The sequence below is a fragment of the Kosmotoga olearia TBF 19.5.1 genome, from assembly GCF_000023325.1.
GTDB lineage: Bacteria > Thermotogota > Thermotogae > Petrotogales > Kosmotogaceae > Kosmotoga > Kosmotoga olearia.
In genome coordinates, this window is record NC_012785.1 from 590,275 (window position 1) to 615,616 (window position 25,342).

The following is a 25,342-nucleotide window of genomic DNA, read 5'->3' on the forward strand; positions in this document are numbered from 1 at the left end:
GGTGCGAACCGCTTCACGGTTGGTACGCACCTTCGGTGGAAAAAAACAAAAGCGGGTATAGGGTCTGGGGTCTAGGGTTTAGAAAAAGAGACGCACAACGCACAACGTACAACCAACAACGGCTTTTATCACTGCACAGCAGTTCGTAACAACCACAAAGTGGTTCGAAACAACTCCGCAGGAGTTCGTGACAATCCCGAAGGGATTCGTATCTGCCGCGCAGCGGCTCTCTTGATTCTTTCGGGCTCTCGGTTCTCGATTTTTCCGTACAACCTACAACCTATGTTATTAACCATTTAATACACCAAAAAACCTGTACTTCTTTTTGGTATCGGAGGATTTAGCGATCCTCAAAGCCTCAAATGCTTTAGTCATTAAAACGTCCGGATTGTGTCCATCTTTTGGAAACATGGCTATTCCTGATGTCGCATTCAGAAAGAGTTTGAATTTTCCAAGCTCGATGGGGTCCTTAATAGAAACGGTGATCTTATCGATCAATTTCACGACATCTTCTTCTTCTGAAACCAATGCGATTATTCCGAATTCATCTCCTCCAACTCTACCGATAATATCGTCTTTTCTGAGAACTCTCCTCAAACGCTCCCCAAATCTTTTTAAAACGTTATCAGCAAGAACCGGACCAAGAAGCTGATTTACCGAGGTAAAGTCATCGATGTCGAGAAAAATTAGCGCCAATTTTTTGTTTTCTTTCTCAGAAAACTCAATCATGTAGTCAAGGGTTTTCAAGAATTCTTTGCGTTCCAGTAATCCTGTAATTGGATCTCTTACTATTTGAGATTGTTTAATCTCCAAATTTTTAAACTCCTTTAATGCTTTGAGTTGGATGGAGGCCATCACATATCCGATCATAATTATGGCAAGAAAAACTACATCATAAACAAATATACGTTTAAGAACTACTAGCTGCCCTCTTTTGATTTCTGCGTCAGGATATAAGGTCAAGATACCTATCATTCTATTTTCAAGAAGATTGTCTATTTTAATTGTGCTTAAAGTCCATATCCCTTCAGTGCTTAACCATTGGGTTTGTCCATTTCTTAATATATCTTCCTTTGGGATAATTGGCACTAGTATGTCAGTGTATAAATTACGAAAAGAAACTTCTGAATTCTTTGAGAAAACTCCAAAGACCAGATCGTTGTTCCTCAAAAAATTCCTGAACACTTTTCTTAACCAATCTTCCGAATGCAAAAGAAAAATCGTACCCACTTTATCTTTTCCATTGTAAAGCGGTGCTCCAAAAGTTATCCAAAGTTTTTCTTCAAAATTTAAGGGACTGATATAAATAAAATCAATAACCGTTTCTGTTGATTCACTTATAGCATTTGTGGATATCAACTCCTGTATGATTTCCTCGATTTTTTTGCAATATATCTGAGCATGTTTTTGTAATACCTTTCCGGAATTATCAACTATGTAAACTTTGGCTCCAGGATCATCTTCAAATCTAGAATCAGTAAACGCAATTAATAACTGCTTCACTCTTTCTTCGTCAAGAATTTTCAAATCAAGTAATCCTGCAAAAAACTTAAATTCTGCAATTTCTTTTTCCAGGGTTTTTTCGAGAATCATTGAAAAACTTTCAGCTTTACTTTTTTCTGAAAGCTTGAACTCATCCAATTTAGTTCTGAATTCAACAGAGTAGCATATGATCGAACTGATAATCAAAATAGAGATAAGAACTACCAGCACTGAAATCTGGATTTTTTTACTTTTTAAAAAGCATTTATTCAGCTCATTCATTTTCATTTCGACCCTTCCTCTATAGGATTAGGATTTAAGACTTGTTCGTTTGACTAAATTTTATGAATGCAAATTAATGCCAAAACACTGTGAATTTAGGGCGCAAATCCAATTGGTGATAATAGTGAGTTTACTGGTACTTCGTGTGTTTTTAAAAACACCCAATTGCGTATGAGAGAAATCAATTTCCGAATTGAGAGCATTTTTCTGAGTGTTTCCATAAACCACGACAATCCAAAATTATTACTAAAAGTTATTGTTGAGATATTGCTGACATATAATTCAGATAACAAAAATGTACTATAATTAGATTGGAGGAATATAGCAGATTTGGTTGGAGGTGAGTTTGTGGGTTGGTTCTTCGGTAAAAAAGAAGAAGAAATTCTGAACAGTTTTTTTAAGCACATCGAAAAAATACAGGAAGGAATCGACCTTCTTGAACGCTTTTTTGACGCTTACGAAGATAACGATTGGGATCTTGTCGAGGAAATAAGAAACAAGATAAGTGACATTGAACACGAAGCAGATGTAATCAGAAGAGACACAGAAAACGGAATGTACTCTGGCGCTTTTTTGCCCAATTTTCGCGGTGATTTGTTGGGTATCATAGAAAGTGCAGACAAAATTATGAACAAGATACAAACGGTTGCAGATTTGATATGGATGCAACACGTTGAAGCTCCTTTAGAGATCAGAAAGGACCTGAAAGAACAGGTAAACCTTGTAATCAAAACTTTCAAATCTCTTGCAACGTCTTTGAGAGAAATGTTCGACAATATGGATAAAGCTCAAGCATATATAGAGGAAACCGAAAAGTTTGAACATGAAGAGGATTTGAAAGAAAAGGTAATGATTTCCACACTTTTTAAGCTTAAAGATATGTCTCTGGCGGAAAAACTCCAGATCAAGGAACTTATACTAAACATAGGTGATATAGCCGATCTTACTGAAGACACCTCTGATAGAGTTCAGATCGTTATAATGAAGCGCAAGGTTTAAGAAAGAAGGCTCACACGCTCGAGCGTGTGAGCAAATCACAAGAAAACACTTATAATTCCCAACATCGTTACACACATCAAACCGCTAATAATGGGTGTACCAACCCAACCATATACGACGCGCATAACCATCTTTGTATTTCCTATGCGCGTCCCTCTTGCGAATCCTGCACCTATCACAGCTCCAACGATCGCTTGCGAAGAACTCACCGGTACACCAATGAGTGCGTATATCCACACCGTTAAAGCCGAGCCCAGAACAACTACCAAAGAGGAAAAATAGTCAAGTTCGACTATGCTCTTTCCAACCGTTAACATTACCCTTCTGCTGAACGTTAAAATCCCGAAGGCTATCGAAAGTCCACCGATCAGAGCCAGAAGCTGTATATTCAACAACCTTCCAACGAGCGCCCCGGTAACGTTAGCAACGTTATTTGCCCCCAGGGAATACGAAGCATAGGCTCCGAAAATCCAGGTTGCTACTTTTATTGTTAAATCCTGTGTTTTAACGTTTTTAATCAACCTAAAAGGATAAGACAAGATTATATACAAGACAAAACCGAACACGAAGGCCCCAAAAGGTGTGCCAACCCACGAAAGCATAATTTTTACGAGTTTTCCAGCATCTACATGTCCGTTTATCAAAAGGCCTGCACCAGTAAGAGCACCAACAACCGCCTGTGTTGTTGATACAGGAAGACCGTAGGGTGTCTCAAAAATCAGTAACAGCCAATAATATCAGCCACCTTTCTGTGAGGACGGCTGTTCAAGATATTGAACATAACACAAAGATTGTATGCCAATATGGCCAAACCCAATACCGCATCATAATTCCTGTTTCTCACATACCAAATGTATTCCAGATTGAAATATTCTTGTAGAATGTTAATCGTTCTCTCTATCTCCCAACGGTTTTTATACTTCTCCGCATATATTTGCCTCAATTGAATGCCCAGCCAACGAGCCTGACACTGTTTTTCCAGTGATACACCTTTCCTTTTGTTTGTGTCTATTACTGGTATCATGCTACTACAATCGAATATATAACGGTATATCTGTTGCGAATCATATGCGCTGTCTGCGAGGAAATACTTATATCCCTGGCCAGAATCTATTTGTGCCTTTGCCACCGTCGAATCGTGTACAGCTGCTGGCGTTGTCATCCAATCTTGAATCAATAGGTTCTGTGCATCCAAACTCATATGTACCTTTCTTCCGTATTCCCAGCCTTTTGTCGTCTTTGTCCAACTGGATTGGGGGTCTTTGTATTTCCCTGTCCTTCTTCGTCTTTGTGCTGTATGGGTTTTACAAGTCTTGGTCACGAAAGGAATCCACCACCAACTCAATCCTTTCAAGTCCTTCTATATCCAAAAAGAGGTTTACAACATCTTTGTTTATCCTGTGAAGAGGCAATTCTCTTACTCTCCTGGATATAGTCTGGAATGGTGGTATGTTTTTCAAGTCCAAGAGTTCCATGTATTTGGGATTCTTTTCTAAAAAGTTCTTTGCCCCACGATATGAGACATCGCATAGCTTCAATAAAATGGAAAGTTTCAAGATGCTCTTGTCAGAATAAGCCTTTCTTCTACCTCTGCCTTGTTTGTTAACGAAGTTAGAAGGCAAAAGCTTGTCTAACTGCTCAATAATCTTTACAATATCGCTTTTTGTGAGTTCTTGTGGTACCATTTATTTGGGCCTCCTTTCTTGTTTTGGGCTATTTCAATGGTACCACCATTGGAACTTGGGAGGCCCGCTTTTTTTCGTGACACCCTAAGGAAGACCGAAAAACGTCATTATCGTAACCGTTAAAGCAGCAGCAAACATGGAGACAGCTGATGTTGCAAGATTTATCTCTGTAAGCCCCCCAATTGTAGAAAGACCTTTCGAACCCTGAAGTACGGCACCTAAAACAACAAAAATAGACGCCACTATTGTGGCTGTTCTAAAACGAATTACTCCGTTGACCACAGGTGGCCCAAAAACATTTGCTGCGTCATTTGCGCCAAGCGACCATCCTAAGAAAAGTGAAGGCAATATGTATATGAGCATCACCAAAACGTTTCACCTCGCCCAAGAAAATTACCCTGTAAGCCATATTTTATCATATCTTCGAATTTTTCTTCACACCCTCGAACGGTTGTTATGAACCATTCTAAAGGATTTGAGGCAAAAATAGTTATTTAAGCCAGATAAAATACCATCTTTGAATCTATAAGTTTTTTCAAGTTATTCTGTTTCTTTCTGCACAGTGTTAACTGATGTTTGTTTTTATGGTTGTAATGTTATACTTTTATTGAGGTGATCGAATGTTCAAGATGACACATCATGCGTGTGTTAGAGGAGTAGTTATTGATAAAGGGAAGGTTCTTGTTGTGGAACACTCTCACTCTAACAGGCCCCCTTTCTGGTGCTTTCCAGGAGGACACGTAGAAGAGAACGAAACACTTGTTGAAGCTGTAAAACGCGAATTAAAAGAAGAAACACACCTTGATGTTGATGTGGGTCAGATCGTCTTTGTCCAGGAATTTGTTAAAGAACATCTGATCGAGCTGTTTTTTGAATGTTTTATCGTGGATGGAGAAGCAAGACTTGGTAGTGACCCTGACAACCCCGGCATGCCGATTTTAACAAGAATGAAGTGGGTAGAACCTGAAGAACTTCTGGAGCTTCCTGTTTATCCTAAAGCTTTGTCTCAAATTTTGTTCGAAGATCACAGAAATTTTCCAAAGATAGGTTTTCAGGCTCTTTACGAAAAGGAGGAAATCCAGAAGGACAAATAGTTCTCGTTCTTGCTTTTCTTAACATTGGGAAACTACATCGTGGAAGGATGAAACTGTATCAAACTTCAACGAGTCAAACGTATTAGATCCAGTTCTTCAACGTTTATTTTAAGAAAGGAGGGTTATTATGAAGTACAACATCTACGCCAAGGACATACCAGTAACTGATACCATGAAGGAGCACATTGATAAGAAACTCGCCAAGGTTTTCAGAGCAATTGATGAAGATCATTTCACCTCAATGGACGTTAGAGTCATGAAAGAAAGGGGGCTTTATAAAGTAGAAATAACCGGTCATCTCCCCGGTTTTGTTGTTAGAGTAGAAGAAAGAGGCGACGACTTTTATGGTGTTGTAGAAGCAATAGCAAACACCCTTGAAAGAAGGATTAAACGTTATAAAGAAAGAGCGAGAATGAGACATAGAGCAAGTGCTAAAGAGATCCTGGAGGCTATTCCGGAAGTTCCTGATGAGGAAGAAAGAGGACTTCAAATAACCCGTACGAAGCGTTTTTCTATAAAACCTATGAAAATCGATGAAGCACTCTTACAAATGGAAATGCTTGGTCATACATTTTTTGTATTTAGAAACGTAGACACTGATGAAGTTAACGTTCTGTACTTAAGAAAAAATGGTACAGTTGGTTTAATAGAAATGTCAGAATAATCAAAAAATTTGAACTACCTGATCAGGCCGCTTTTTGCGGCCTGGTTTTAAACAAATAAAGTGGAGGTGAATGGAGATCACAAAAAAGAAAAGAACGCAGGCTATCGTTTTTAGCTCATTAGAAGATGAGGTAAGGATCGCCATTCTTGACGAAGGTAAAATCCAGGAAGTTTTTTTTGAAGAAATGGACAACGAAAGTTACATGGGAAACATTTATCTTGGAAAGATAGAAAATGTGGTTCCAAGTTTGGAAGCAGCTTTTGTTAATATCGGAATCGGGAAAAACGGCTTCCTTAGATTCAAAGATACCAGAAATAACCAAAAACTTGAAAAAGGAAAAAAAGTCCTAGTCCAGGTTAAAAAAGATCCAATAGGTTCCAAAGGTCCACAACTAACACTGAAAATCAGTATACCAGGAAGATGTCTCGTTTATATGCCCTTTTCCAAACACGTAGGAATATCGAAAAAAATAACCGACCAGGCAGAACGTGAAAGGCTCATCTCCATCGCTAAAGGAATAATAGAGAATGATGAAGGGATTATCTTCAGAACAGCCGCTAACGGTGTTGGTGAAGATACTCTTCGCGAAGAGCTGGAAAACCTGAGAACAATATGGAAAAAGATAAACGAAAAATTCAGAAGGGCGAGAAAACCCCAGATTCTCTATGAAGAACCAAGTCTTGTTGAATACATACTTAGAGAGAGACTAACTGAAGATGTAAAAGAAATAGTCGTCGATAGCGAAGATCTCTGGCACGATGTTGTTGCAGGGATAAGCAAATTCAAAAGCGGGTTTAAACCGATTGTAAGGTACGTTGAAGAAGACGCATTCCTACATGAAGGAATATACGAAAAGATGAAGGTATTATACACACGGGTCGTTCCACTTCCAAATGGCGGAAATATATTCATAGATAAAACAGAAGCAATGACAGTCATCGATGTTAACTCAGCCAGCAATACTCACGGCAGTGACGTTAGTGAAATGTCTTTGAACACTAATCTTGAAGCCGCGGTAGAGATAGCGCGACAGCTACGCTTGAGAAACATTGGTGGAATTATAGTCATTGACTTTATCGATATGAAAAGTGAAGCTGACAGAAAGAAGGTTATCTCGCTGCTTTCTGAAGAACTTAAAAAAGACAAGGCGCATTCACTGATCCTTGGATTTACAAGACTCGGTCTTCTTGAAATGACCCGTAAGAGATCAACAGCAACTATAAATTCCAGAATATATAGTACATGCCCTATATGTCGTGGAACTGGTCAAATAGAGTCACCAAAAATTACTTACCAACGGCTCGTAAGCGACTTACAGAGATTGTTCAAAGACAAGAAAATCAAATCAGCTACCGTGCAGGTATATCAAAATCTTTCTGGAATACTCACACCTGAGGTACAAAAGCAGTTGAGTAAGCAATTCAAGAGAGAAATTAAAGTGTCCTTCACCTGGCCAGTCCCAGCGACTTACGATATTAAAGGAAGTACAAAGTCAGAAGCAAAGTCAAAAAAATAGGGGTTTGGAAGATTATCCGATTAAACAATGGCGTGCCCGGGGCGATTCGAACGCCCGGCCTCCAGATCCGCAGTCTAGCGCTCTATCCAGCTGAGCTACGGGCACACCAAAATGGCGGAGAGGGAGGGATTCGAACCCTCGGAGGGTAAACACCCTCACTTGCTTAGCAGGCAAGCGCCTTCGGCCGCTCGGCCACCTCTCCACCTACAAAAGGATTCTAACACGCTGACAACTTGATGTCAAGATTCTTGAAATTCTCGTGAACGGGCTTCCTGTGAAGTAAGTAACTTCCTATCTTTAAGAGCATTCAAGATTAGTTAACTCATTTACAAATTTGTTGACATTCTTATGTTGCATATATGTGCAATAATGCAATTAAAAGATAGAATAGAGATTCGAGAAGCTGAGAGCCGAGAGTCCGAGAGAATCAAAAGAGCCGCTGCGCGGCAGATACGAATCCCTTCGGGATTGTCACGAACTCCTGCAGAGTTGTTTCGAACCACTTCGTGGTTGTTACGAACTGCTGTGCAGTTGACATGTGCCTTCGGCGGAATAGAACCCAAAAAGCGAATATCATTAAACACGTTTCGAAAATAAATCCGGTCATCCTGAACTTGTTTCAGGATCTGTAAGGGTCTCTCTATACCTCTAACGCCCTTGGACTCTCGGTTCTCGATTATCACGAACAACCTACAACGCACAACCTACAACGTTTCTTGATTTTTAGATCTCGGATTCTCGACGCGCGAAAAGGGAGTGATCATATGAAAGAGATGGTTGATTTCTTCAAGGCACTCGGTTGCGAGTGGAGGATAAGATTGGTTGAGATTCTTTCAGAGAACAATAAGTGCATGTGCGAAATCGAAGCGGAATTTCCCATTGATAAAACAACGCTTTCCCGGCATCTGAAAGCTCTCAAGGACGCCGGAATTGTAAGAGAAGAAAAAGTGGGAACACGAAAAAATTTATTCATCACTGACGAGCGGGTCCTTGAAGTCATCGAGTTAGTAAAAAAAATCATTGAGGACAGAAAATTTGCTTAATGAGTTGGAGGGCTAAAATGAGAAACATTCTGCCAATGATTATCACAAAATTTTCAAATCCCCGGATAAAAGTGGAATTCAAAAAATTTTCCCTGTTAGTTGGTGGGTTTTTGCTGTTTTACCTCTTACCTTTCGAAAATTCAAACGTCCAGCAGGCAATTCTTGGCGGTTTTACGATGCTAAGTTCTTATGCGAAAGAACACGTTTTGTTCTGTCTCATTCCAGCATTTTTTGTAGCGGGTACCATAACTGTTTTTGTTAAGAAAAGCGCTATTTTAAGGGTTCTCGGGCCACAAGCGAAGAAAATTATCGCTTATCCTGTTGCAGCATCTGCTGGTGGAATTTTAGCTGTATGTTCTTGTACCATTCTCCCATTGTTTGGAGGCATATATAAGCGAGGTGCTGGATTGGGACCAGCCATAGCTTTTTTATTTACAGGTCCGGCAATCAATGTGGCAGCTATTTTCCTGACAGGAAGGGTTCTTGGATGGGAGTTATCAATAATCCGGCTCGTGGCTACCATTTCATCTGCTATCGTAATTGGACTTATTATGCAGGCAATATTTGCTGAAAAAGGCGAGGGTGGTTTTACCATTGTAGAAGATGAACCGGAACTCTCCTGGGCTCAAATCCTTGTATTCCTTGGTCTTCAATTTGTTTTCCTTATAGCCGGAGGTTTAAAAATCAACGTCATCATAAAAACAACCATTATGGTTATTGCTGCTTTGGGAATCATTTTGATGGCACTAAACTTCAAACCGAGTTACAGTGCTCGCTGGATTGAAGAAACCTGGGAGTTCACAAAGAAAATACTTCCTTATCTTTTCTTTGGCGTCTTTATTGCCGGAATTATTTCTCATTCTCTGCCCAAAACAGTTGTGCAGACTTTCCTGGGTGGAAACAGATTGTTTTCAAATTTCTTTGCGTCAATTTTTGGAGCATTCATGTACTTTGCGACCCTTACAGAAGTTCCCATCATCCAGTCTCTTATGGAACTTGGTATGGGAAAAGGACCGGCTTTAGCCCTGTTTATGGCGGGATACACACTGAGCTTGCCCAATATGATAGTTCTCACAAAACTACTTGGAAAGAAAAAGGCTTTTACTTATTTTGCACTGGTAATAGTTTTTTCAACTTTTTGGGGATACCTTTATGGAAATCTTATGAAGTAAAAAGGAGGTTGAAAGCGGTGAAAATTGAGATCTACGGAACAGGTTGCCCAAAATGCAAACAGACAGAAAAAATAATAAGAATGGCAGTTGAAGAACTGGAAATTGACGCAGAAATCGTAAAAATAGAAGATCTCATGGAAATCATGGCGCGAGGAATTTCAATAACTCCTGCAATCAGGATTGATGGGGAAATTGTGCTCAGTGGGAAGATTCCTTCTCTCGAAGAAGCAAAAAAACTCTTACAGCGATAAGCATGCTCGCACGTGAATAAGCCCGGCTCTGCCGGGGGTACGCGTCTTCGGCGGAAAGAACCTGAGATCCGCTATTTTAGGGGCAGAACATGCTCTGCCCCTACGATAAAAAAACAGTGATTTATTGCAACCTTGCAAATCCAACTCGTCATCCTGAGCTTGACTCAGGATCTGATGCAGGAGTAAAATAAAGGAGTTGCTTCCGTTTTACTTTGTCCAGGATTTTTTCATAGAGCTATTGATGAAATTTCTAAAAGCAGCCGAAAACAAAGCTGGCACTCTGTAGCGCGAAGAGCCTACAAAAGAGCAGCTATTACATTTGTTGGTGATTATAGGGCAATAAGAGGTGATCTGTCAAATCGGAAACTTTACTATAAATATACTTCCCTTTCCTAATTGACTTTTTACTTGTATTTCAGCATTATGAGCTAAAGCTATTTCTTTAACGATAGAAAGTCCCAAACCAGCTCCTTCAACTCTCGAGCGTGATTTGTCTATTCTATAAAATTTATCGAAAATCCTTTCGAGTTCATTTTCTGGTATACCCTGGCCAGTGTCACAAATAGATACAAGGACATGTTTAAGACCTTTTTTCTTCTCAGAAAGCTTTGCAGTGACTGTAACTTGCCCACCTGGTTGGTTGTACTTTATGGCATTATCGATTAAATTAAGAAACAAGCGAACTACAAGATCAAAATCTCCAACAATTGTCAGATTGTCCTGTAAATCCGCTTTTAATATGATTCCTTTTCTATTTGCCGCATATTGCATTTGTTCAACGACAACTTCAAGCAATTCCGTTAAATCTATCTTTTCTTTGTGTAGTTTTATTGCTTTACTGTCAAAGCGCGCAACTATGAGAAGAGTGTCTACAAGCTTGCTCATTCTTTCAACTTGTTTTCTTATTTGTATTAAAGAGTCTTTATATTCTAGCGCATCCCGTTCACGATTAAGTGTTACATCTATTATGCCTTTTATCGATGTCAAAGGAGTTCGCAGATCATGAGCAGCATTTGCAGAAAATTGTTTTTGGCTATTCAATGCATTTTCCAACCGATCAAGCATTTGATTAAACGTTTTTGATAAACGCCCCAATTCGTCATCTGGAAGATCTATATCAAGGCGCCGATCTATTTTTTCAGCGTTAATTTCTCTTGCCAGGTTTGTGATACGGTCTATTGGTTTCAGCGTTTTTTTAGCAAGCAAATAACTACCAATAGATGCGATAATAAGTGTTAGTGGTATAAAAATTACAAGCAAACTTCTAAATTTTTCCAGAGTTTCTCCGAATGGTTCCGTAAACTCTGCTACCTGGAGCCAACCTAAACTAAGCTTTACTGTGTAAACACGCCATTCTCCAGAATCAGTTAATATGGTCAAAAAACCTTTTTTTAAAATTTTCGGATCCGCTGGTAAAAGAAAATAGTTTCCAAAACCATCAATAACGTTTCCGTTTTCGTCCAGGATACGAGCAAAGAGTTCTTTACCAATAAAATTTTTTATCAAATTAGCTCCATTTTCCGTGTTTTGAAAGGCAAGTTTATTATCATCATAATCAATATTTATTATTAGTTGGGAGGCTATGAACTCCAAATTTTTATCTATAGTTCTCCGTAAATTAGTAGAGAAGCTGAAATAGAGAACTACCGTGAACGTTATGAGTACAATCGCTAGAAAAGTTACATACCAAATTGTTAACTTGGTTCTTATTGTTATTGTTTTCATATTAAAAAATCAAGATTCGCCTCCCTTACTTTTATTTGGCTGTATTTCTCCTATCATATACCCCACACCATGTACTGTATGTATTAGTTTGTTCTCAAACCCATTGTCTATTTTCTTTCTCAAATAGCGTATGTATACATCTACAATGTTTGACTCTGTATAAAAATCTAAGTTCCAGACGTGTTCAACTATTCGTGTTCTGCTCAATACTTGATTTGGATGACGCATTAAGAACTCCAGCAGTGCATATTCTCTTGGTGTTAAGTCTATCCTCTTTCCAGAGCGCTCAACATGATGGGTTACAGTATCAAGGACAAGATCGCCTACTTGAAGCTTCAAATTTAAAATTGTGGGAGGACGCCTTAAGATGGCTCTTATACGTGCAAGAAGTTCGCTGAAAGAGAATGGTTTTACAAGATAATCATCTGCTCCTGCATTCAATCCGGTAACTTTATCTTCAGTGCTATCAAGGGCTGTAAGCATAAGTATGGGTGTTGAAATACCATTTTCTCGAACTTCACGGCATACTTTTAAACCGTCTTTCACAGGCAGCATAATATCTAATATAATTAGATCATAGTCCACATCAAATATCTTATTCAATGCATCTTCTCCATTATCAACAGTATCAACAATGTATCCTTCTTCCGATAACCCTTTTTTTACAAATTCTGTGATTGCTTCTTCATCTTCCACAAGAAGAATTCTCACAAGTATCACTCCCCGTGAATTTGAAACTCGGTGCCATTAGGCACCGAGTAAAGTAATCTTATTTTACCACGTCTTCTTCATTCATTTTCCATCTCCTCTTGTATATTCTCACTCTCAGAATCAGCATCTTCAACATGAAGGATTTTTGCGGTTCCTGCATCGACTTTTACCTCTTGGCCATTGTCTAGGATCACACCATAAACAAGGAATCCATTTTCGTTTTCAAGCTTAATACTTTTGATGTTTGCGCTTGGGTATGAGCTCATAACCACGTTGGCTGCCTCTTCCTTACTGATCTTTGCAAGGGTAGAAAGATCTTTCGGTTCGGGGTTTGATACCATTACACTACCAGTGTAAGATGGTTCCTGTACTTCGGCCTGTTTTTCGGTATTTTCTACACTCTCTGATTGCTCGTTTGCTTCTGTGGCTTCAGATTCTTCATTTTTGACTTGTTCCTTAGTGTCATCATCTGCTGTTTGCGTTGTTGCATAAGATGGTGTTTGTGCGCTGCTTGAGCTGTTCGCAAAAGTAAAATTCGCTACCAGCAACATACTAACTAGCATCAATACGATAAGAATAGGGACAGTTTTTTTCTTCATAAGTTACACCTCCTAATTTTTAATTTGACAGCCGGCTGTCTTTGATTTCCAACAATATGTTATCAATCAAAAATGAGAAAACTCTAAGAAAAGAATTAGAACTTTCTCATAATCTCAGGATGACTCAAATTACATTTTATTTTCCTAAAAGGTGGAATACAGGACCGTTTTTACAGAGCTTGTTTTTGGCGATATAAAATCCAGCTCCAAGGATAAAAAAATTAAGCCTTAGTACCCAAAAAGTCCAATCTGTAACTCTATGATTTTCTCTCCAAAAACAATGTTTGTTTTGGATATTTTCTTTTTTTCTGTGTTTGTTTTATATTTTTTGGTAAAATAAAAAAGTAAGGAATACTAACCAATTAGTTTTTAGGAGGTTTTTTATGATTGATGGCAGGACAGCAAATGAAGTTATTGGCGTTTTGCTGAAACATGGTGCTGAATTCGTGGAATTATTCATTGAAGAACGGGATACCAGCAACTTTTCCCTTGTTAATGGACAGCTAGAAAGAGCTCTTTCAGGAAAAACTTTTGGTATAGGTATCAGGGCCTTTTCTAAAAACCGTTCTTTATACGCCTTCACCAACGATCTTTCAAAAGAAACGTTAGTACAGATTGCTGCAAACCTTGGAGAAGTTATCAATGGGAATGGCGAACCACTTTCCCTTGATTTCCGCGAACAATCTATTGAGAACAGGCATCTCTTTATCCTTGAACCATCCTCTGTATCAAAGACAGACAAAGTCAAGGTAATGAAAATGGCTTTCAATGGTGCCAAAAGCGTTTCCAAACTCATAACCCAGGTACTTGTGGATTACTGGGATTACGATCAGAGGATTACCATCATAAATTCTGAAGGACTTAAGGTTTCAGATAGAAGGCTCAGAACAAGACTGATGATTACTGCCGTGGCTTCTAGGTACAATGAAAAAGAGACGGGCTTTTATGGTCCCGGTGCGGCAATGGGTTTTGAGTTTTTTAACACCTTTGATGTCTTTGAAGCAGGACAAAAAGCCGGGCGTATCGCGGCTCGAATGGTCGAAGCTGAATACGCTCCCGCTGGCAGGATGCCGGTAATCATTGCAAACGAATTTGGCGGTGTTATCTTTCACGAGGCCTGTGGACATGCCCTTGAAGCAACATCTGTAGCCAAGGGATCTTCAGTATTTACAGGTAAACTAGGCCAAAAAATAGCGGCCGATTGTGTTTCCGCAGTTGATGACGCTACAATACCGAATGCCTGGGGATCCACGAATATCGATGACGAGGGAACACCTACCAGGAGAAACGTGCTCATAGAAAATGGAGTACTGAAGAGTTATCTCATAGACAGGTTCAACGGCATAAAAATGGGTATGGAAAGTACAGGGAGCGCCAGAAGGCAGGACTATCGCTATGCTCCTACTTCAAGAATGAGCAATACCTTTATACTTCCGGGTCCATACTATCCTGAAGAGATCATTTCAAATACAGAATACGGACTTTATGCAAAATCCTTAGGCGGGGGCTCGGTAAATACAGGAACGGGAGAATTCAATTTTGCGGTCAGAGAAGGATACCTTATTGAAAAAGGAAGGATCACAAAACCTGTAAGGGGTGCAACGCTCATTGGAAAAGGCTCTGAGATCCTCATGAAGATTGACATGGTTGGAAATGATCTGAAACGCGGTCAGGGAATGTGTGGTTCAGCATCTGGTTTAATACCGGCTGAAGTAGGGCAACCAACCATTAGAGTCTCTGAATTGACCGTTGGGGGGCGAAATAGATGACGTTCGAGAATTTTAAGAAAATGGTTTTTGAGTACGCAGCCGCTAAGAAAACCAATGATTTTGAAATCTACATAAAGAAAACACACGAATTTGATGTCAGTATTCAGAAGGGTGAAATTGAGAAATACAAAGATGCTACAACATTGGGAGTGAGTTTCAAAGTTCTCAAAGATGGAAAGGTGGGTTATTCTTTTTCCGAGGTGCTGGACGAGCAAGCGGTGAAACTGCTTGTTGATGAAGCACTGGAAAATGTAACAGTAATAGAGTCTGAGGAGTCCGACTTTCTTCACGATGGTTCAGGAGAGTACACTGACTTTCCCACCCTTTATCTCGGAGAATTTGATAGACTGACAACACGCGAAAAAATCAAAATAGCGATGGAACTTGAAAAAACGATTATCAATTCGCACCAGGAGATCTTTATGCTTCCCTATAATGCATTCAACCACAGGACATCAGAGACCTACATAGCCAATTCCTCTGGAATGGAAATGTATTCCAGGTCAGATGGTGGATATGCTTACGTTATGGCATTGGGTAAAAAGAACGGGTCGCCAAAGAGTGCTTTTTACTTCACGGCAGGAAAAAGTCTACAAGATCTTGAGCTTTCAAATATCCCCATAAGAATTTCCCGTGATATAGAACTGCTTCTCACTGCCAAACCTGTAAAGAGCGGTAAATACGCCGTTATTTTTAGAAACGATGCCTTTGGTTCGCTCCTGGCAGCTTTTGCTCAGATGTTCTCAGCTAAATCAGTGCAAAAAGGTCTTTCTCTCTTGAAAGATCAGCTTGGGAAAAAAATTGCTTCCGAAAAATTCACCTTGATTGACGACTCATTTTTGAAGATGAGCCCTGTTAGCAGAACCTTTGACGATCAAGGCGTACCAACAAGGAAAAAAGCAATAATCGAAAATGGAGAATTGAAAACCTATCTGTACGATTTAAAAACTGCTAGAATCGACAATCGTGAGTCAACGGGTAACGCTTTGAAGATAGGAAGCTACAAAGATCCTACAAGTATTTCTTATTTCAATCTTGTACTTGGAAATAGTGGAATCCCCTTCGAAGATATGGTAAAAGCTATCGAAAGAGGTCTGGTAATCATTGAACTTGATGGATTGCATTCAGGAACCAATCCGATTTCTGGCGATTTTTCCCTTGGTGCCAGAGGCTTTTTGATAGAAAACGGAAGGATTGTTGGAGGCGTTGAAGGGATAACAGTATCCGGTAACATCCTCGGCGTTTTGAAGAATATTGTCGAAACAGGTAACGATGCAAAGTTTTCCTTGCCAGGTATAACAGGATTCTCCTCATTTGCATTCCTTCCCTCAGTTTTAGTAGAGGAGATCGATGTAGCCGGGCTCTAACAAGTTTTGGGGTATCTCATAGATTGAACTTGCTATAATTCTTGCTGTAGCTCCCCAACATTGTGATTCGGGGAGCTATTTAGTTCTACTTAAAAACAACCTCTTTTATATAAACCTCATCACACGAAAGCACCCTAAGATCCCCTCCACAATAAGGGCAGTGAATTTCATAGCCCTGGGATGAAAACTTCTTTCCACAATCTTTGCATTCAAAGAGAAGTTCGTCAGTAATAAATTTGATTTCAAGATCTGGGAAATCTGACTCTTTTTTAATCACGTTGAAAGCTTCTTCGATCTGATTTTTGTCTGCCACAACTAGTTTTCCTATCCCGATAACAATTTTTTCGATATTCCCGAACTCTTCGGGCTTGAAATTCTGTTCGATGAATATCTTCACCCTTTCAGCTATCGATAATTCATGATGCATACAATTCCTCCTCTTTGTTTAAATTCAGCCACACCCCATCAAAAAACTTCAACAGATCCTCGGTGTGAGTTCTTCAACAAGCATCGGTAACACACGTTTAGCACCATTCCGGGTTTTCAAGATGAGTAAAGGTCTCTCAATTATGCCGCCAACAAATCCTATCGTTGAGGGGTCAAAACCTGCGTTTTTAAGTCTTTCTAACAAATCTTGAGCATCTTCAGGGTGGCAGATAATCACTGCTGTTCCTTCACATGCGAGGTATAGAGGATCGATACCCAGTATCTCTGAAACGGTTTTTACCCCCCCCGGTATCGGCAGTTTATCTTCATAGATAGCAAAATTTCTTTTTGTCGAGTGAGAGAATTCGTTGAGTATCTGGGCAAGGCCACCTCTTGTCGGATCTCTCATAGCATGAACACGCAACCCTTTTATAACAGCTAAAAGCTTTGTAAGTACCCGGCAATCAGATTGAAAATCTATTTGAAATCCCTTTCTTTCAGCCATTATAGCGGCCCCATGCAAACCAATTGGGCCTGTAATAATTATCAAATCGTTTGTTTCTATCCTTTTGACACAAAGCTTTTCGTATAAAACCTCTCCCAGGCACGTTGTGTTGATCACTATTTTATCGAGCGCTCCATGCTCCATTACCTTTGTGTCACCGGCGATGATTTTCACACCATTTTCATCGAGTTCTTTGCGAATGGAATCTATTATTTTATCCAGCCTGGAAAATTCAAATCCTTCTTCGAGAACAACTGAAAGGGTAATATATTTTGGTTTAGCTCCTGTCATTACAAGATCGTTTATGCTACCGCACACGGAAAGTTTCCCAATATCTCCGCCGGGAAAGAACACGGGACTGATAGTGAAACTGTCAGTGGTAACAGTATCTACAACTTCCTCCAAAAAACCGCTGTCATTTTCAGTTGAAACCAAAGTACTTCCAAGAAGTTTCTCTATATGCTTGAGTAACTTAAACTGTTTTTTCCCGCTGTTGTGGTGAAGTGTTATGATTCTTTCTTTCAAGCTATCACTCCCCTTTTCTTCCATACAGAAAACTCGCATGACAGGCCCCTTCTGATGAAACCATGCATGGACCAACGGGCGTTTCCGGTAAACAGAGAGTACCAAAGAGCTGGCATTCTTCAGGTTTTATCTTGCCGGTAAGAACTTCACCGCAGGGACATGGATCTTCTGAACTTACGTTTTCCATTTGAAAATGCGCCATAACGTCGAATCTTCGGTATTTTTCTCTGAGTTTCAATCCTGAATTGGGGATAGTGCCCAATCCTCTCCAAAGGGTATCTGTAACCTCAAAAAAATTCTTAATTTTCTCTCGCGCGTCGAGATTTCCTTCTGGTTTCACAGCAGAAGCATAAACATTAACAACCCCATAAGCACTCTTCTCAAGCATTTCGGACATCTTTTCCAACGCAACGGTTAGTTCTTCTCGTGTGAACCCGGCTATAACAAATGGTTTTTTTACTTTCTCTGCCAGCTTTATGTAAGGTCGCTCACCTATTATTGTGCTAACATGACCCGGGCAGATGAAACCATCGAGTTTGTTTTCTTCATCTTCGAGAAGAGCCTCCATCGCCGGCGGTATAAGTTTGAGCAATAGATATACGTAAAGGTTTTCTATTCTTTCTCTCTCGATTTCTTCAATCAGCGACGCTATAAGAGGAGCTGTGGTTTCAAAACCAATAGCAACAAAAACAGCGCCTCTGGCTGGATCTTTCTTCATATCATCCACAATCCATAACGGGTTGTACACCTCTCTCACGCAAGCACCAAGAGCTTTTCTCTCCCTTAAATTCCCATTTTTTCCCGGAACCTTCATAAGATCACCGAAAGTGTAGATTCTCATTCCTAGATCACAAAGGTAAAGTATCCTGTCTATATCGGATTGTGAAGTGACACATACAGGACATCCCGGACCACAAACAAGCTCGAGTCTCTCTGAGTAAAGCTCTTTTAACCCATACCTCATGAGGGCGTGAGTGTGAGTCCCGCAAATTTCCATAACTCTGTACTTCTTAGCTTCCACGAGCTTCATCTATCCTTTCAGCAATTTCTAATATTTTCCTTGCTGCTTCAGTGTCGATTGTTTGTATAGCAAACCCGGCGTGAACGAGTACAAAATCACCCGGAGAAACGTCCGGGACAAGTCTTATGTCAACCTCAAGTTTTATTCCTTCCCGTCCTACAAGGGCTTTATTATCTTTGATTTTGATAACCTTCAAGGGTATTGCCAAGCACATCATCCATCACTTCCAATCACATGCCAGTAGATCTGCCCAAACGCTATTCCCTCATCGTTTGGAGAGACTTTTTCATTAAACCAAACATTAAAACCTTTTTTCTCTAACAGGGCAACGGCCACCTCAAGCAAAAGTTTGTTTTGAAAAACACCTCCAGAAAGGCATACGTTCTTTTCTCCTGTAAGTTTCTTTATTTCTCCACACACAACAGAAATAGCTTCGGCGAGCGTTCGATGGAATTTCGAAGCGAGTTCTGAGATTGAATTTTTATCTTTTTCGCTATAAAGTTCCCTTATCATTTTCCGAAAGTCAATTTGCCATGGTAAGGCAGATTTATCCAATACCCAGGAAAATGATTCAGAATGCCTTTTGGCAACAGATTCCAGCTTCATTGGGGCTTCCCCTTCAAAGGTATTCTCTTTGCAAACATCGAGTACAGCAGCGGCAGCATCGAACAACCTTCCAGCTGAAGAAGTCTTCACGGGAGCGTTTTCATACAACAGGTGAGCTTTTTCATCTTTCAGATCCACCCCGGAATCAATGAGGTAAGCATAAGCCATGAGCTCCGGTTTTTCAATAGCCAGCTCTCCTGAGGGCATTGGGATGTAACGTAAATGTGCAAATCTCATACATTTCGAATTATCAATAGAGAAAAACTCTCCTCCCCAGATTTTCCCATCAAATCCGTATCCGGTACCGTCAAAAGCAACACCTATACATTTCTTTAATGCTTTCTCAGCCATAACGCTGTAAATATGGGCAACATGGTGTTGACAGGAATATATTTCACAATCCCTGTTTTCAGCGTATTCTTCACCAAGCGTTTTCGAAAAGTAATCTGGATGAAGATCGGTAACTACAACCCTAGCGTGTAAATCGAAAAGCTTTTCGAAGCGCTTTAGCATTTTTTGATACTGCACCTGATTTATGTAATACGAAAGATCCCCAAGATACTGGCTCCCATAAAAACTCTCTTCTCTGAAAAAACCGAAACTGGATTTTAGGTCCGCTCCTGTGGCGAGAATTTCCGGGTGCTTTCTGTTTCTTAACGGTATCTTTATGACCTCCGGAATAAAACCACGGGATTTTCTTACAAAAACCGGCTTTCCTGCTAAAACCTTAATAACGGAATCGTCGCATCTGTTTACAATTTTTCTGTCATGCAGCAAAAGACCATCACTTAGTTTCGAAAGTTTTGTAAGAGCCTCAAAATTATCGGCACACAGCATCTCTCCGGATATATTTCCGCTCGTCATCACCAGCACAAAAAAATCTTCCAGAAGAAGGTAATGGATACCGGTATAGGGAAGCATCACTCCTATGGTATGAAATCCCGGCGAAACATCGTAGAAAATGTCTCCACGCTTTCTTAAAAGAACGATTGGCCTTGCAGGAGAAAGAAGCAGCCTTTCCTCGACCTCCCCAACATATGCAAATTTTTTAACTGTCTCCAGATCTTTTGCCATAATCGCAAAGGGTTTCCTGGGTCTGTCTTTCAAATTCCGCAGTTTTTTGATAGCATCCGGGTCTGGTTTACAAACGAGGTGAATCCCTCCTATTCCTTTTATAGCCACGGTGCCACCGGCACGTATTATGCCTATCGCCTGCTTAACAGCTTCTTCACCTGAAAAGTGGCTTACAATCTCGTTTTTGATAATTTCTACGATCCAGTATTTTGGTCCACAATCTTCGCAACAATTGGTTTGAGCGTGGTATCGCCAATCTCTCAGGTTTGTGTATTCGGTATTACAGTCATGGCACATGGAAAAGTCATCCATTGATGTTTTGTCTCTGTCGTAAGGCAGCACATAAGCTATTGAAAAACGTGGTCCACATCGGGCACAGTTGGTAAAGGGATAAAGATATCTTCTGTTCCCTTTTGAAAACATCTCACCAATGCATTTGTCGCACATGGCTATGTCCGGTGGTATCGATGTGTTGATTTTTCCCGTCTTCTTACTGTTGATTATTCTGAAACCCCTAATCTTGTTTGTTTTCACAGCTTTTTTTGAAAAGGACAGCTCTCTAATTTTCGCTGGCATTGGCTTTCTTTCATTCAAAATTTCGATGAATTCTCTCAACTTCGTTTCATCGCAATCAAGAACGATTCTTACGCCACTTTCGCAGTTCTCCACATAACCGTGTAACCCGAGGTCTTCAGCCAGGGTTGCCACGAAAGGCCTAAAACCAACGCCTTGAACGATACCGTTGATCATTATTTCAAACACCTCTATTTCCTGCATTCTCTTTCAAATCCTTTCACAATGGTCTCGATAATCCTTTTCATTTCCAGAGAAAGGGTCGTGCCAAGAGAAAGGACGGCGGGCCTTAATCCAACCAGGTAAATTTCAAATCTCTTCTTCCTATTCAAAAAGTCGATAATAGAAGCCAATCCAAAACTATGAGTGGAAAAGGAAAAATCACGTATCTCTTCTTTTTCATAAATCCGGTAATTTTCCTCTATCCCTTGAACCGTGTCAATGAAAACGATAACGTCATGTTTCCCTTTTGAAAGCGCATCGAGGTAATTTTCCGGTGTTTGATAACATTTAACAGCTTTCCAGTTTTCAGAAAGTGGAAACTCCAAAATTCTATCTATGATTAATAAACCAGCTGTATCATCTGACCTCAACGGATTTCCAAGCCCCACGAAAAGCACCTGGCGCTTTCTCAACTTCAATAAAAATTCCTCGATTTTACTTAAACGCATCTTCAACAACGACAAGATGCCGGCATTTCGGGCAAAGAAGTTTAAAGAGTTCTTCTCTCCTGATGATCTCTCTTGGTCGCATTTCAGGAAAGGAATATCCCAGATCTGTTAGTTTTATCAGGACAAGATTTGGATTACCATAGGTGTAAGCCCCAAGTCTTTTTATAAGCCATTTAAGATGATCAACAGTTGTGATAATTGCCCCACATCTCTCACAGAAGACGAGTTCTTTTTCAATACAGTTGTAATTTCTTTCTTCTGATCTATCAAAGGTTGCGGTCGTAAAATCTGTAGTTTGAACGATTCCATCTTCAACAATGCACTTTTCCTGGCATTGTCCGCAATATATGCAATCGGTATACTTCACAGTTAAGACCCTTACCTTTTCAACCAGGTCATCCACCATGTCTATCGCTTTCGCAGGGCAAACCTGGACACATGCACCGCATCCGACACATTTTTCGGGGTTGAAGAGAGGCTTTCCCCTGTAAGTTTCGACAGGTTCATAAACTTCAAAGGGGAACTTCGTTGTAAACCTTTTAGAAAAGATGTTGGAAATAGCTTCCTTTATCTCTCTAATTTTCGGAGTCATCATTATTTTCACTCTCCTTCAGACTTTCACCGTACATATCTACAACAGTACCTTTAAAAGGCTTCACACCGCTCCTGTAAGCAGCTCTTGAAATTGCATGGGCCGCAACCGGTGATGTAAGTAATATGAATACCATACATATCAACGCTTTCATGCCTCCAGCGCTAAATCCTTCCAGTACAAAAACCCCCACCAATATTCCAGCCGAACCAAAGGTGACACATTTCGTCGCTGCCTGTAATCTGTTGAAAACATCCGGCAATCTGAGCAATCCCAGTGCCCCAAAAAAATCGAAGGCAAGGCCAAAACAGATCAACATGTATCCTATAACCGTTCTAATCATCAAGAGCCCTCCCTTCAAGGAATTTAGCCAGAGCCAGAGATACTATAAAGCTTTGGAGCGCCCATGCCATCGCGATGTCTATGAAGAAAGATGCCGTGGTAAAGACGTATAAAAGAGCTAAAAGCCCGACGATTAATATGCCAAATATATCCACAGCCACGATTCTATCTGCTGCTGAAGGTCCAAAGATCACTCTTAAGATTGTCATTAGCGTACAGGCGAGGAGTATATTGATCAATCTGGCCACGAAAGCAAGATCAACCAGGAAGAAATTACCTATAAAAAAAGCGATGATTACCACAAGGCCAATCAGCCATTTCAATATTTTCATCGCATAAACCTCCTCAGGATTGACTCGAATCTATCACCTATGAGTTCAGTACATTTATCCACTTCAAAAGCTTTAACGTTAATCCAGTGTATGTAAAGAAAACCTTCATCTTTGTCAATATCCACGGTCAATGTTCCGGGGGTAAGGGTTATAGAGTTAGCGAGAACAGTTAAAGAAGCGTCTTCTTTCAACTTGCTCTTTATTCTGATGAATCCCGGTTTTATGGGAAGATACGGATTTACAACAATCATGACTACGTTGAGATTTGCCTTCAGCATCTCCCAGAAGAGAACCAATAAATAGAGCAAAAAATAGGGCGCCTTGCTGGCAATAATGCTTCTCCCGCTTTTAAAAAGGATTTTCCCCGCTACAAGGGAAACGAAAAGAGCAACTACCAGACCGGCAATAATCTCCTGAACATCTGTGATAGCTGTTATAAGTATCCAGACAAAAAAGGATAATGTAAAAACCGTAATTTTACTTTTCGTGGAAAGTTTCATCGTCCACCACCTGCCGTAAACAAAGCGATGTAGGCCGTTCTGTCCGTTATACAGGAAACAACCTTTTCCAGAATGTTTTCCCGTACAACAGGAACGTAAAACAAAGCGGTTGCAAGTGTGAGAACCGCAAGGATTATCATGGGAATCTTCAGTGATGCGGGTAGAGATCCTTTATCGTTAACCTCTTTATTCCTCTTTCTGAAAGCCTTCTTGAGCATTCCAAGATAATATCCAAGAGTTATCACGCTTACCGCGAGGGCAATAATCGCATAGATAAATTTTCCGGTATATATTGCGGCGGTAATTATAATCAGCTTGCTGAAGAATCCACCGAAAGGAGGTACACCGGAAATTCCTAAAGAAGCCATAAGAGATGTTACGTAAGTGGTTCTGTCACTTACACCTTTCATCTCTTCCATATCTCTCGTGCCTTCAATCAGTTCCACTGCTCCAGCATCCATGAAAAGCAATCCTTTCAGTACAGCATGGTTCAACATGTGATAAATCGCACCAAGCACCCCAAGGGGTGTTCCAATACCGAGAGCGAAGATGATGTATCCCATCTGGCTGACACTGCTGAAACCCAGCATTCTCTTGATATCTTTCTGCATAACAGCTACAAGAGCGCCTATTACCATGGAAAGCGTCCCAAATATAAGAAACAATTCCTTCACCAGTTCTGAAACCCCGAATACCATGTAGAAAACCCTAATGAGTGTGTAAGCTCCCAGAACTTTTATCAGTACCCCGGAAAGCATAGCCGATACAGGTGATGGAGCTGAAGGATGTGCATCTGGTAACCACGAATGAAATGGAAACATCGCCGCTTTCAATCCAAACCCCGTCAGGAATAGAGCGTAAACAAGGTTAGTCTCACCTACCCCAATCATCTTATTTGAAATCTGCATCAGGGTCAAAGACGAGGTCATACTGTACACGCAACCTATCCCAAAGAGCACAAGGCTTGAGGATAACGAACTCATGATCGCGTACTTGAAGGCCGCTTCATAATGTTCCGCCTCACCATGAAAAGCTACAAGAGCGTAAGTAGCTATAAGCGCGATCTCCATAAAGACAAAGAGGTTGAAGAGGTCACCGGTAATCGCCACACCGTTAAGGCCGGTAATCATCAGCATTAAAAGCGCGTAGTAGTTCCATATACCAGAAAATTTTCTCATATATCCGACGGAATAAATCGTACTCAGTACAGCCAACGCGGAGACCATGGTAACCAAAAAGGCTGATAAATAATCGATTACAAAGGATATGGTATACGGTATTTTCCATCCGGAAAGTTCGTAAAGAATCGCTCCTCCTTCGCTTTCAATCATAGGAAAGAGCAGGAGAGAAATCGCTAAAAGAGAGAAAGTGGCCGTCAAAGCAATCAGTTCTGGCAGAACCTTATTCTTCCTCCCTAATAGAACAATCAAGAAACCTGCAGCCAAAGGTATGATAACCAGATAAGGTATTATCACTCCCTGAGCCTCCTTATCTTCCTCAGGTCAAATGTTCCGTATTTACGATGAATATTTATAGCCAGCGTTATCAACAATGCGGTCACACCGAGCTCGATAACAATAGACGTCAGAACCAGCGCCTGCGGCAGTGGATCGACCATCAGTATTAGTTCGTGCTCTTCTCCGGGAAGAAATATAGGAAATCTCGCACCTTCTCTGTACGCAATAAGTATCAGGAAAAGATTTGTAGCGTAACCCATAATACCGAACCCAAGAATTACTTTCACGATATTTCTCTTTACGAGCATTCCATACAATCCAACAAGAAAGAGCGCAAAACAAAGTATGTAGAGATTCAT

29 protein-coding genes and 2 tRNA genes are annotated in these 25,342 nt (G+C 40.3%); 9 read left to right on the forward strand and 22 right to left on the reverse strand.

What is annotated here, in order from left to right; genetic code table 11:
* Nucleotides 1-288 precede the first annotated feature (288 nt).
* Nucleotides 289-1,770: a GGDEF domain-containing protein gene (locus KOLE_RS02735; RefSeq protein WP_012745042.1), complete on the reverse strand. Its 1,482-nt coding sequence runs from the start codon at nt 1,768-1,770 to the stop codon at nt 289-291.
* Between the two features lie 342 nt (nt 1,771-2,112).
* On the opposite strand from KOLE_RS02735, the gene KOLE_RS02740 reads away from it, so the two are divergent.
* Nucleotides 2,113-2,763 carry a TIGR00153 family protein gene (locus tag KOLE_RS02740; RefSeq protein WP_012745043.1) on the forward strand — a complete coding sequence of 217 codons (651 nt, stop codon included), beginning with the start codon at nt 2,113-2,115 and terminating at the stop codon, nt 2,761-2,763.
* Between the two features lie 35 nt (nt 2,764-2,798).
* Here the strand turns inward: KOLE_RS02740 and KOLE_RS02745 are convergent, their stop codons facing one another.
* The 4 genes from KOLE_RS02745 to KOLE_RS02760 form a co-directional block, all read right to left on the reverse strand.
* A complete protein-coding gene (locus KOLE_RS02745) occupies nt 2,799-3,491 on the reverse strand; it encodes an inorganic phosphate transporter (protein WP_083763177.1) in 693 nt (230 codons plus the stop codon).
* Nucleotides 3,482-4,084, reverse strand: a complete 603-nt coding sequence (locus KOLE_RS02750; RefSeq protein ID WP_012744960.1) for a transposase — start codon at nt 4,082-4,084, stop codon at nt 3,482-3,484. The genes KOLE_RS02745 and KOLE_RS02750 overlap by 10 nt, the downstream gene beginning before the upstream one ends.
* The gene (locus KOLE_RS02755; protein WP_012744961.1) at nt 4,068-4,448 is read right to left on the reverse strand and encodes a hypothetical protein; all 381 of its coding nucleotides are present in this window, start codon (nt 4,446-4,448) and stop codon (nt 4,068-4,070) included. The genes KOLE_RS02750 and KOLE_RS02755 overlap by 17 nt, the downstream gene beginning before the upstream one ends.
* Nucleotides 4,449-4,532: 84 nt before the next feature.
* The gene (locus tag KOLE_RS02760; RefSeq protein WP_148207972.1) at nt 4,533-4,811 is read right to left on the reverse strand and encodes an inorganic phosphate transporter; all 279 of its coding nucleotides are present in this window, start codon (nt 4,809-4,811) and stop codon (nt 4,533-4,535) included.
* Between the two features lie 257 nt (nt 4,812-5,068).
* On the opposite strand from KOLE_RS02760, the gene KOLE_RS02765 reads away from it, so the two are divergent.
* From KOLE_RS02765 to KOLE_RS02775, 3 genes are all read left to right on the forward strand, one after another.
* Nucleotides 5,069-5,542 (forward strand): NUDIX domain-containing protein, encoded by a 474-nt coding sequence (locus tag KOLE_RS02765; RefSeq protein WP_012745046.1) that lies wholly within the window; start codon nt 5,069-5,071, stop codon nt 5,540-5,542.
* 127 nt (nt 5,543-5,669) lie between these two features.
* Nucleotides 5,670-6,206, forward strand: coding sequence for a ribosome hibernation-promoting factor, HPF/YfiA family (hpf, locus tag KOLE_RS02770; RefSeq protein WP_012745047.1), 537 nt, complete (start codon nt 5,670-5,672; stop codon nt 6,204-6,206).
* Nucleotides 6,207-6,276: 70 nt separating this feature from the next.
* Complete coding sequence (locus KOLE_RS02775) at nt 6,277-7,722, forward strand: Rne/Rng family ribonuclease (RefSeq protein WP_012745048.1); 1,446 nt, start codon at nt 6,277-6,279, stop codon at nt 7,720-7,722.
* 28 nt (nt 7,723-7,750) lie between these two features.
* Here KOLE_RS02775 and KOLE_RS02780 read toward each other — a convergent pair.
* Both KOLE_RS02780 and KOLE_RS02785 read right to left on the reverse strand, forming a co-directional pair.
* Nucleotides 7,751-7,827, reverse strand: a tRNA-Arg gene (locus KOLE_RS02780).
* 7 nt (nt 7,828-7,834) lie between these two features.
* Nucleotides 7,835-7,924 (reverse strand) — tRNA-Ser (locus KOLE_RS02785).
* A 562-nt stretch (nt 7,925-8,486) separates the two neighbouring features.
* Between KOLE_RS02785 and KOLE_RS02790 the strand changes: the two genes are divergently transcribed.
* Genes KOLE_RS02790 through KOLE_RS02800 form a run of 3 tightly spaced genes read left to right on the forward strand, consistent with a single transcriptional unit; the run spans nt 8,487 to nt 10,188 of the window.
* The gene (locus tag KOLE_RS02790) at nt 8,487-8,765 is read left to right on the forward strand and encodes an ArsR/SmtB family transcription factor (RefSeq protein WP_012745049.1); all 279 of its coding nucleotides are present in this window, start codon (nt 8,487-8,489) and stop codon (nt 8,763-8,765) included.
* Nucleotides 8,766-8,800: 35 nt separating this feature from the next.
* Nucleotides 8,801-9,937, forward strand: coding sequence for a permease (locus KOLE_RS02795; RefSeq protein ID WP_049753290.1), 1,137 nt, complete (start codon nt 8,801-8,803; stop codon nt 9,935-9,937).
* Between the two features lie 17 nt (nt 9,938-9,954).
* The gene (locus tag KOLE_RS02800; protein WP_012745051.1) at nt 9,955-10,188 is read left to right on the forward strand and encodes a thioredoxin family protein; all 234 of its coding nucleotides are present in this window, start codon (nt 9,955-9,957) and stop codon (nt 10,186-10,188) included.
* Nucleotides 10,189-10,542: 354 nt separating this feature from the next.
* On the opposite strand, the gene KOLE_RS02805 is transcribed toward KOLE_RS02800, so the two are convergent.
* The 3 genes from KOLE_RS02805 to KOLE_RS11050 all read right to left on the reverse strand — a co-directional run bounded on the left by KOLE_RS02805 (nt 10,543) and on the right by KOLE_RS11050 (nt 13,223).
* Nucleotides 10,543-11,781: a sensor histidine kinase gene (locus KOLE_RS02805; RefSeq protein WP_158303002.1), complete on the reverse strand. Its 1,239-nt coding sequence runs from the start codon at nt 11,779-11,781 to the stop codon at nt 10,543-10,545.
* Nucleotides 11,782-11,922: 141 nt separating this feature from the next.
* Nucleotides 11,923-12,624 (reverse strand): response regulator transcription factor, encoded by a 702-nt coding sequence (locus tag KOLE_RS02810; RefSeq protein ID WP_012745053.1) that lies wholly within the window; start codon nt 12,622-12,624, stop codon nt 11,923-11,925.
* A 77-nt stretch (nt 12,625-12,701) separates the two neighbouring features.
* Nucleotides 12,702-13,223, reverse strand: a complete 522-nt coding sequence (locus tag KOLE_RS11050) for a PepSY domain-containing protein (protein ID WP_012745054.1) — start codon at nt 13,221-13,223, stop codon at nt 12,702-12,704.
* 383 nt (nt 13,224-13,606) lie between these two features.
* Between KOLE_RS11050 and KOLE_RS02820 the strand changes: the two genes are divergently transcribed.
* Entirely contained in the window at nt 13,607-14,992 is a 1,386-nt protein-coding gene (locus KOLE_RS02820) for a TldD/PmbA family protein (protein ID WP_012745055.1), read from the forward strand.
* The gene (locus KOLE_RS02825) at nt 14,989-16,359 is read left to right on the forward strand and encodes a TldD/PmbA family protein (protein ID WP_012745056.1); all 1,371 of its coding nucleotides are present in this window, start codon (nt 14,989-14,991) and stop codon (nt 16,357-16,359) included. The genes KOLE_RS02820 and KOLE_RS02825 overlap by 4 nt, the downstream gene beginning before the upstream one ends.
* Nucleotides 16,360-16,444: 85 nt before the next feature.
* Here KOLE_RS02825 and KOLE_RS02830 read toward each other — a convergent pair whose 3' ends face one another.
* From KOLE_RS02830 to KOLE_RS02885, 12 genes are read right to left on the reverse strand one after another with little or no spacing between them, the layout of a single operon-like run.
* Nucleotides 16,445-16,786 carry a hydrogenase maturation nickel metallochaperone HypA gene (locus KOLE_RS02830; RefSeq protein ID WP_012745057.1) on the reverse strand — a complete coding sequence of 114 codons (342 nt, stop codon included), beginning with the start codon at nt 16,784-16,786 and terminating at the stop codon, nt 16,445-16,447.
* A gap of 48 nt (nt 16,787-16,834) precedes the next feature.
* On the reverse strand, nt 16,835-17,839 hold the full coding sequence (gene hypE, locus KOLE_RS02835) for a hydrogenase expression/formation protein HypE (RefSeq protein ID WP_049753243.1): 1,005 nt from the start codon (nt 17,837-17,839) through the stop codon (nt 16,835-16,837).
* The gene (gene hypD / locus KOLE_RS02840; protein WP_041288625.1) at nt 17,820-18,845 is read right to left on the reverse strand and encodes a hydrogenase formation protein HypD; all 1,026 of its coding nucleotides are present in this window, start codon (nt 18,843-18,845) and stop codon (nt 17,820-17,822) included. Before hypD ends, hypE begins: the two co-directional genes overlap by 20 nt.
* Nucleotides 18,826-19,053 (reverse strand): HypC/HybG/HupF family hydrogenase formation chaperone, encoded by a 228-nt coding sequence (locus KOLE_RS02845; RefSeq protein ID WP_012745060.1) that lies wholly within the window; start codon nt 19,051-19,053, stop codon nt 18,826-18,828. The genes hypD and KOLE_RS02845 overlap by 20 nt, the downstream gene beginning before the upstream one ends.
* Nucleotides 19,050-21,278, reverse strand: coding sequence for a carbamoyltransferase HypF (hypF, locus tag KOLE_RS02850; RefSeq protein ID WP_049753244.1), 2,229 nt, complete (start codon nt 21,276-21,278; stop codon nt 19,050-19,052). The genes KOLE_RS02845 and hypF overlap by 4 nt, the downstream gene beginning before the upstream one ends.
* 2 nt (nt 21,279-21,280) lie before the next feature.
* A complete protein-coding gene (locus tag KOLE_RS02855; RefSeq protein WP_012745062.1) occupies nt 21,281-21,730 on the reverse strand; it encodes a hydrogenase maturation protease in 450 nt (149 codons plus the stop codon).
* Between the two features lie 16 nt (nt 21,731-21,746).
* Nucleotides 21,747-22,355 (reverse strand): 4Fe-4S binding protein, encoded by a 609-nt coding sequence (locus KOLE_RS02860; RefSeq protein ID WP_012745063.1) that lies wholly within the window; start codon nt 22,353-22,355, stop codon nt 21,747-21,749.
* The gene (mnhG, locus tag KOLE_RS02865; protein ID WP_012745064.1) at nt 22,336-22,695 is read right to left on the reverse strand and encodes a monovalent cation/H(+) antiporter subunit G; all 360 of its coding nucleotides are present in this window, start codon (nt 22,693-22,695) and stop codon (nt 22,336-22,338) included. Before mnhG ends, KOLE_RS02860 begins: the two co-directional genes overlap by 20 nt.
* Entirely contained in the window at nt 22,688-23,026 is a 339-nt protein-coding gene (locus KOLE_RS02870) for an MrpF/PhaF family protein (RefSeq protein ID WP_012745065.1), read from the reverse strand. The genes mnhG and KOLE_RS02870 overlap by 8 nt, the downstream gene beginning before the upstream one ends.
* Nucleotides 23,023-23,526 carry a Na+/H+ antiporter subunit E gene (locus tag KOLE_RS02875; protein WP_012745066.1) on the reverse strand — a complete coding sequence of 168 codons (504 nt, stop codon included), beginning with the start codon at nt 23,524-23,526 and terminating at the stop codon, nt 23,023-23,025. Before KOLE_RS02875 ends, KOLE_RS02870 begins: the two co-directional genes overlap by 4 nt.
* Nucleotides 23,523-25,001 carry a complex I subunit 5 family protein gene (locus tag KOLE_RS02880; RefSeq protein ID WP_012745067.1) on the reverse strand — a complete coding sequence of 493 codons (1,479 nt, stop codon included), beginning with the start codon at nt 24,999-25,001 and terminating at the stop codon, nt 23,523-23,525. Before KOLE_RS02880 ends, KOLE_RS02875 begins: the two co-directional genes overlap by 4 nt.
* Nucleotides 24,998-25,342 carry a sodium:proton antiporter gene (locus KOLE_RS02885; protein ID WP_012745068.1) on the reverse strand — a complete coding sequence of 115 codons (345 nt, stop codon included), beginning with the start codon at nt 25,340-25,342 and terminating at the stop codon, nt 24,998-25,000. Before KOLE_RS02885 ends, KOLE_RS02880 begins: the two co-directional genes overlap by 4 nt.

Bases quoted from the DNA above. Each gene is read 5' to 3' on its own strand.
- KOLE_RS02735 (WP_012745042.1), bottom strand. From the start codon at position 1,770: ATGAAAATGAATGAGCTGAATAAATGCTTTTTAAAAAGTAAAAAAATC.
- KOLE_RS02755 (WP_012744961.1), bottom strand. From the start codon at position 4,448: ATGGTACCACAAGAACTCACAAAAAGCGATATTGTAAAGATTATTGAG.
- KOLE_RS02760 (WP_148207972.1), bottom strand. From the start codon at position 4,811: ATGCTCATATACATATTGCCTTCACTTTTCTTAGGATGGTCGCTTGGC.
- KOLE_RS02765 (WP_012745046.1), top strand. From the start codon at position 5,069: ATGTTCAAGATGACACATCATGCGTGTGTTAGAGGAGTAGTTATTGAT.
- hpf (WP_012745047.1), top strand. From the start codon at position 5,670: ATGAAGTACAACATCTACGCCAAGGACATACCAGTAACTGATACCATG.
- KOLE_RS02775 (WP_012745048.1), top strand. From the start codon at position 6,277: ATGGAGATCACAAAAAAGAAAAGAACGCAGGCTATCGTTTTTAGCTCA.
- KOLE_RS02790 (WP_012745049.1), top strand. From the start codon at position 8,487: ATGAAAGAGATGGTTGATTTCTTCAAGGCACTCGGTTGCGAGTGGAGG.
- KOLE_RS02795 (WP_049753290.1), top strand. From the start codon at position 8,801: ATGATTATCACAAAATTTTCAAATCCCCGGATAAAAGTGGAATTCAAA.
- KOLE_RS11050 (WP_012745054.1), bottom strand. From the start codon at position 13,223: ATGAAGAAAAAAACTGTCCCTATTCTTATCGTATTGATGCTAGTTAGT.
- KOLE_RS02820 (WP_012745055.1), top strand. From the start codon at position 13,607: ATGATTGATGGCAGGACAGCAAATGAAGTTATTGGCGTTTTGCTGAAA.
- KOLE_RS02825 (WP_012745056.1), top strand. From the start codon at position 14,989: ATGACGTTCGAGAATTTTAAGAAAATGGTTTTTGAGTACGCAGCCGCT.
- KOLE_RS02830 (WP_012745057.1), bottom strand. From the start codon at position 16,786: ATGCATCATGAATTATCGATAGCTGAAAGGGTGAAGATATTCATCGAA.
- hypE (WP_049753243.1), bottom strand. From the start codon at position 17,839: ATGGAAGAAAAGGGGAGTGATAGCTTGAAAGAAAGAATCATAACACTT.
- hypD (WP_041288625.1), bottom strand. From the start codon at position 18,845: ATGAAGCTCGTGGAAGCTAAGAAGTACAGAGTTATGGAAATTTGCGGG.
- KOLE_RS02845 (WP_012745060.1), bottom strand. From the start codon at position 19,053: ATGATGTGCTTGGCAATACCCTTGAAGGTTATCAAAATCAAAGATAAT.
- KOLE_RS02860 (WP_012745063.1), bottom strand. From the start codon at position 22,355: ATGATGACTCCGAAAATTAGAGAGATAAAGGAAGCTATTTCCAACATC.
- mnhG (WP_012745064.1), bottom strand. From the start codon at position 22,695: ATGATTAGAACGGTTATAGGATACATGTTGATCTGTTTTGGCCTTGCC.
- KOLE_RS02870 (WP_012745065.1), bottom strand. From the start codon at position 23,026: ATGAAAATATTGAAATGGCTGATTGGCCTTGTGGTAATCATCGCTTTT.
- KOLE_RS02875 (WP_012745066.1), bottom strand. From the start codon at position 23,526: ATGAAACTTTCCACGAAAAGTAAAATTACGGTTTTTACATTATCCTTT.
- KOLE_RS02885 (WP_012745068.1), bottom strand. From the start codon at position 25,342: ATGAATCTCTACATACTTTGTTTTGCGCTCTTTCTTGTTGGATTGTAT.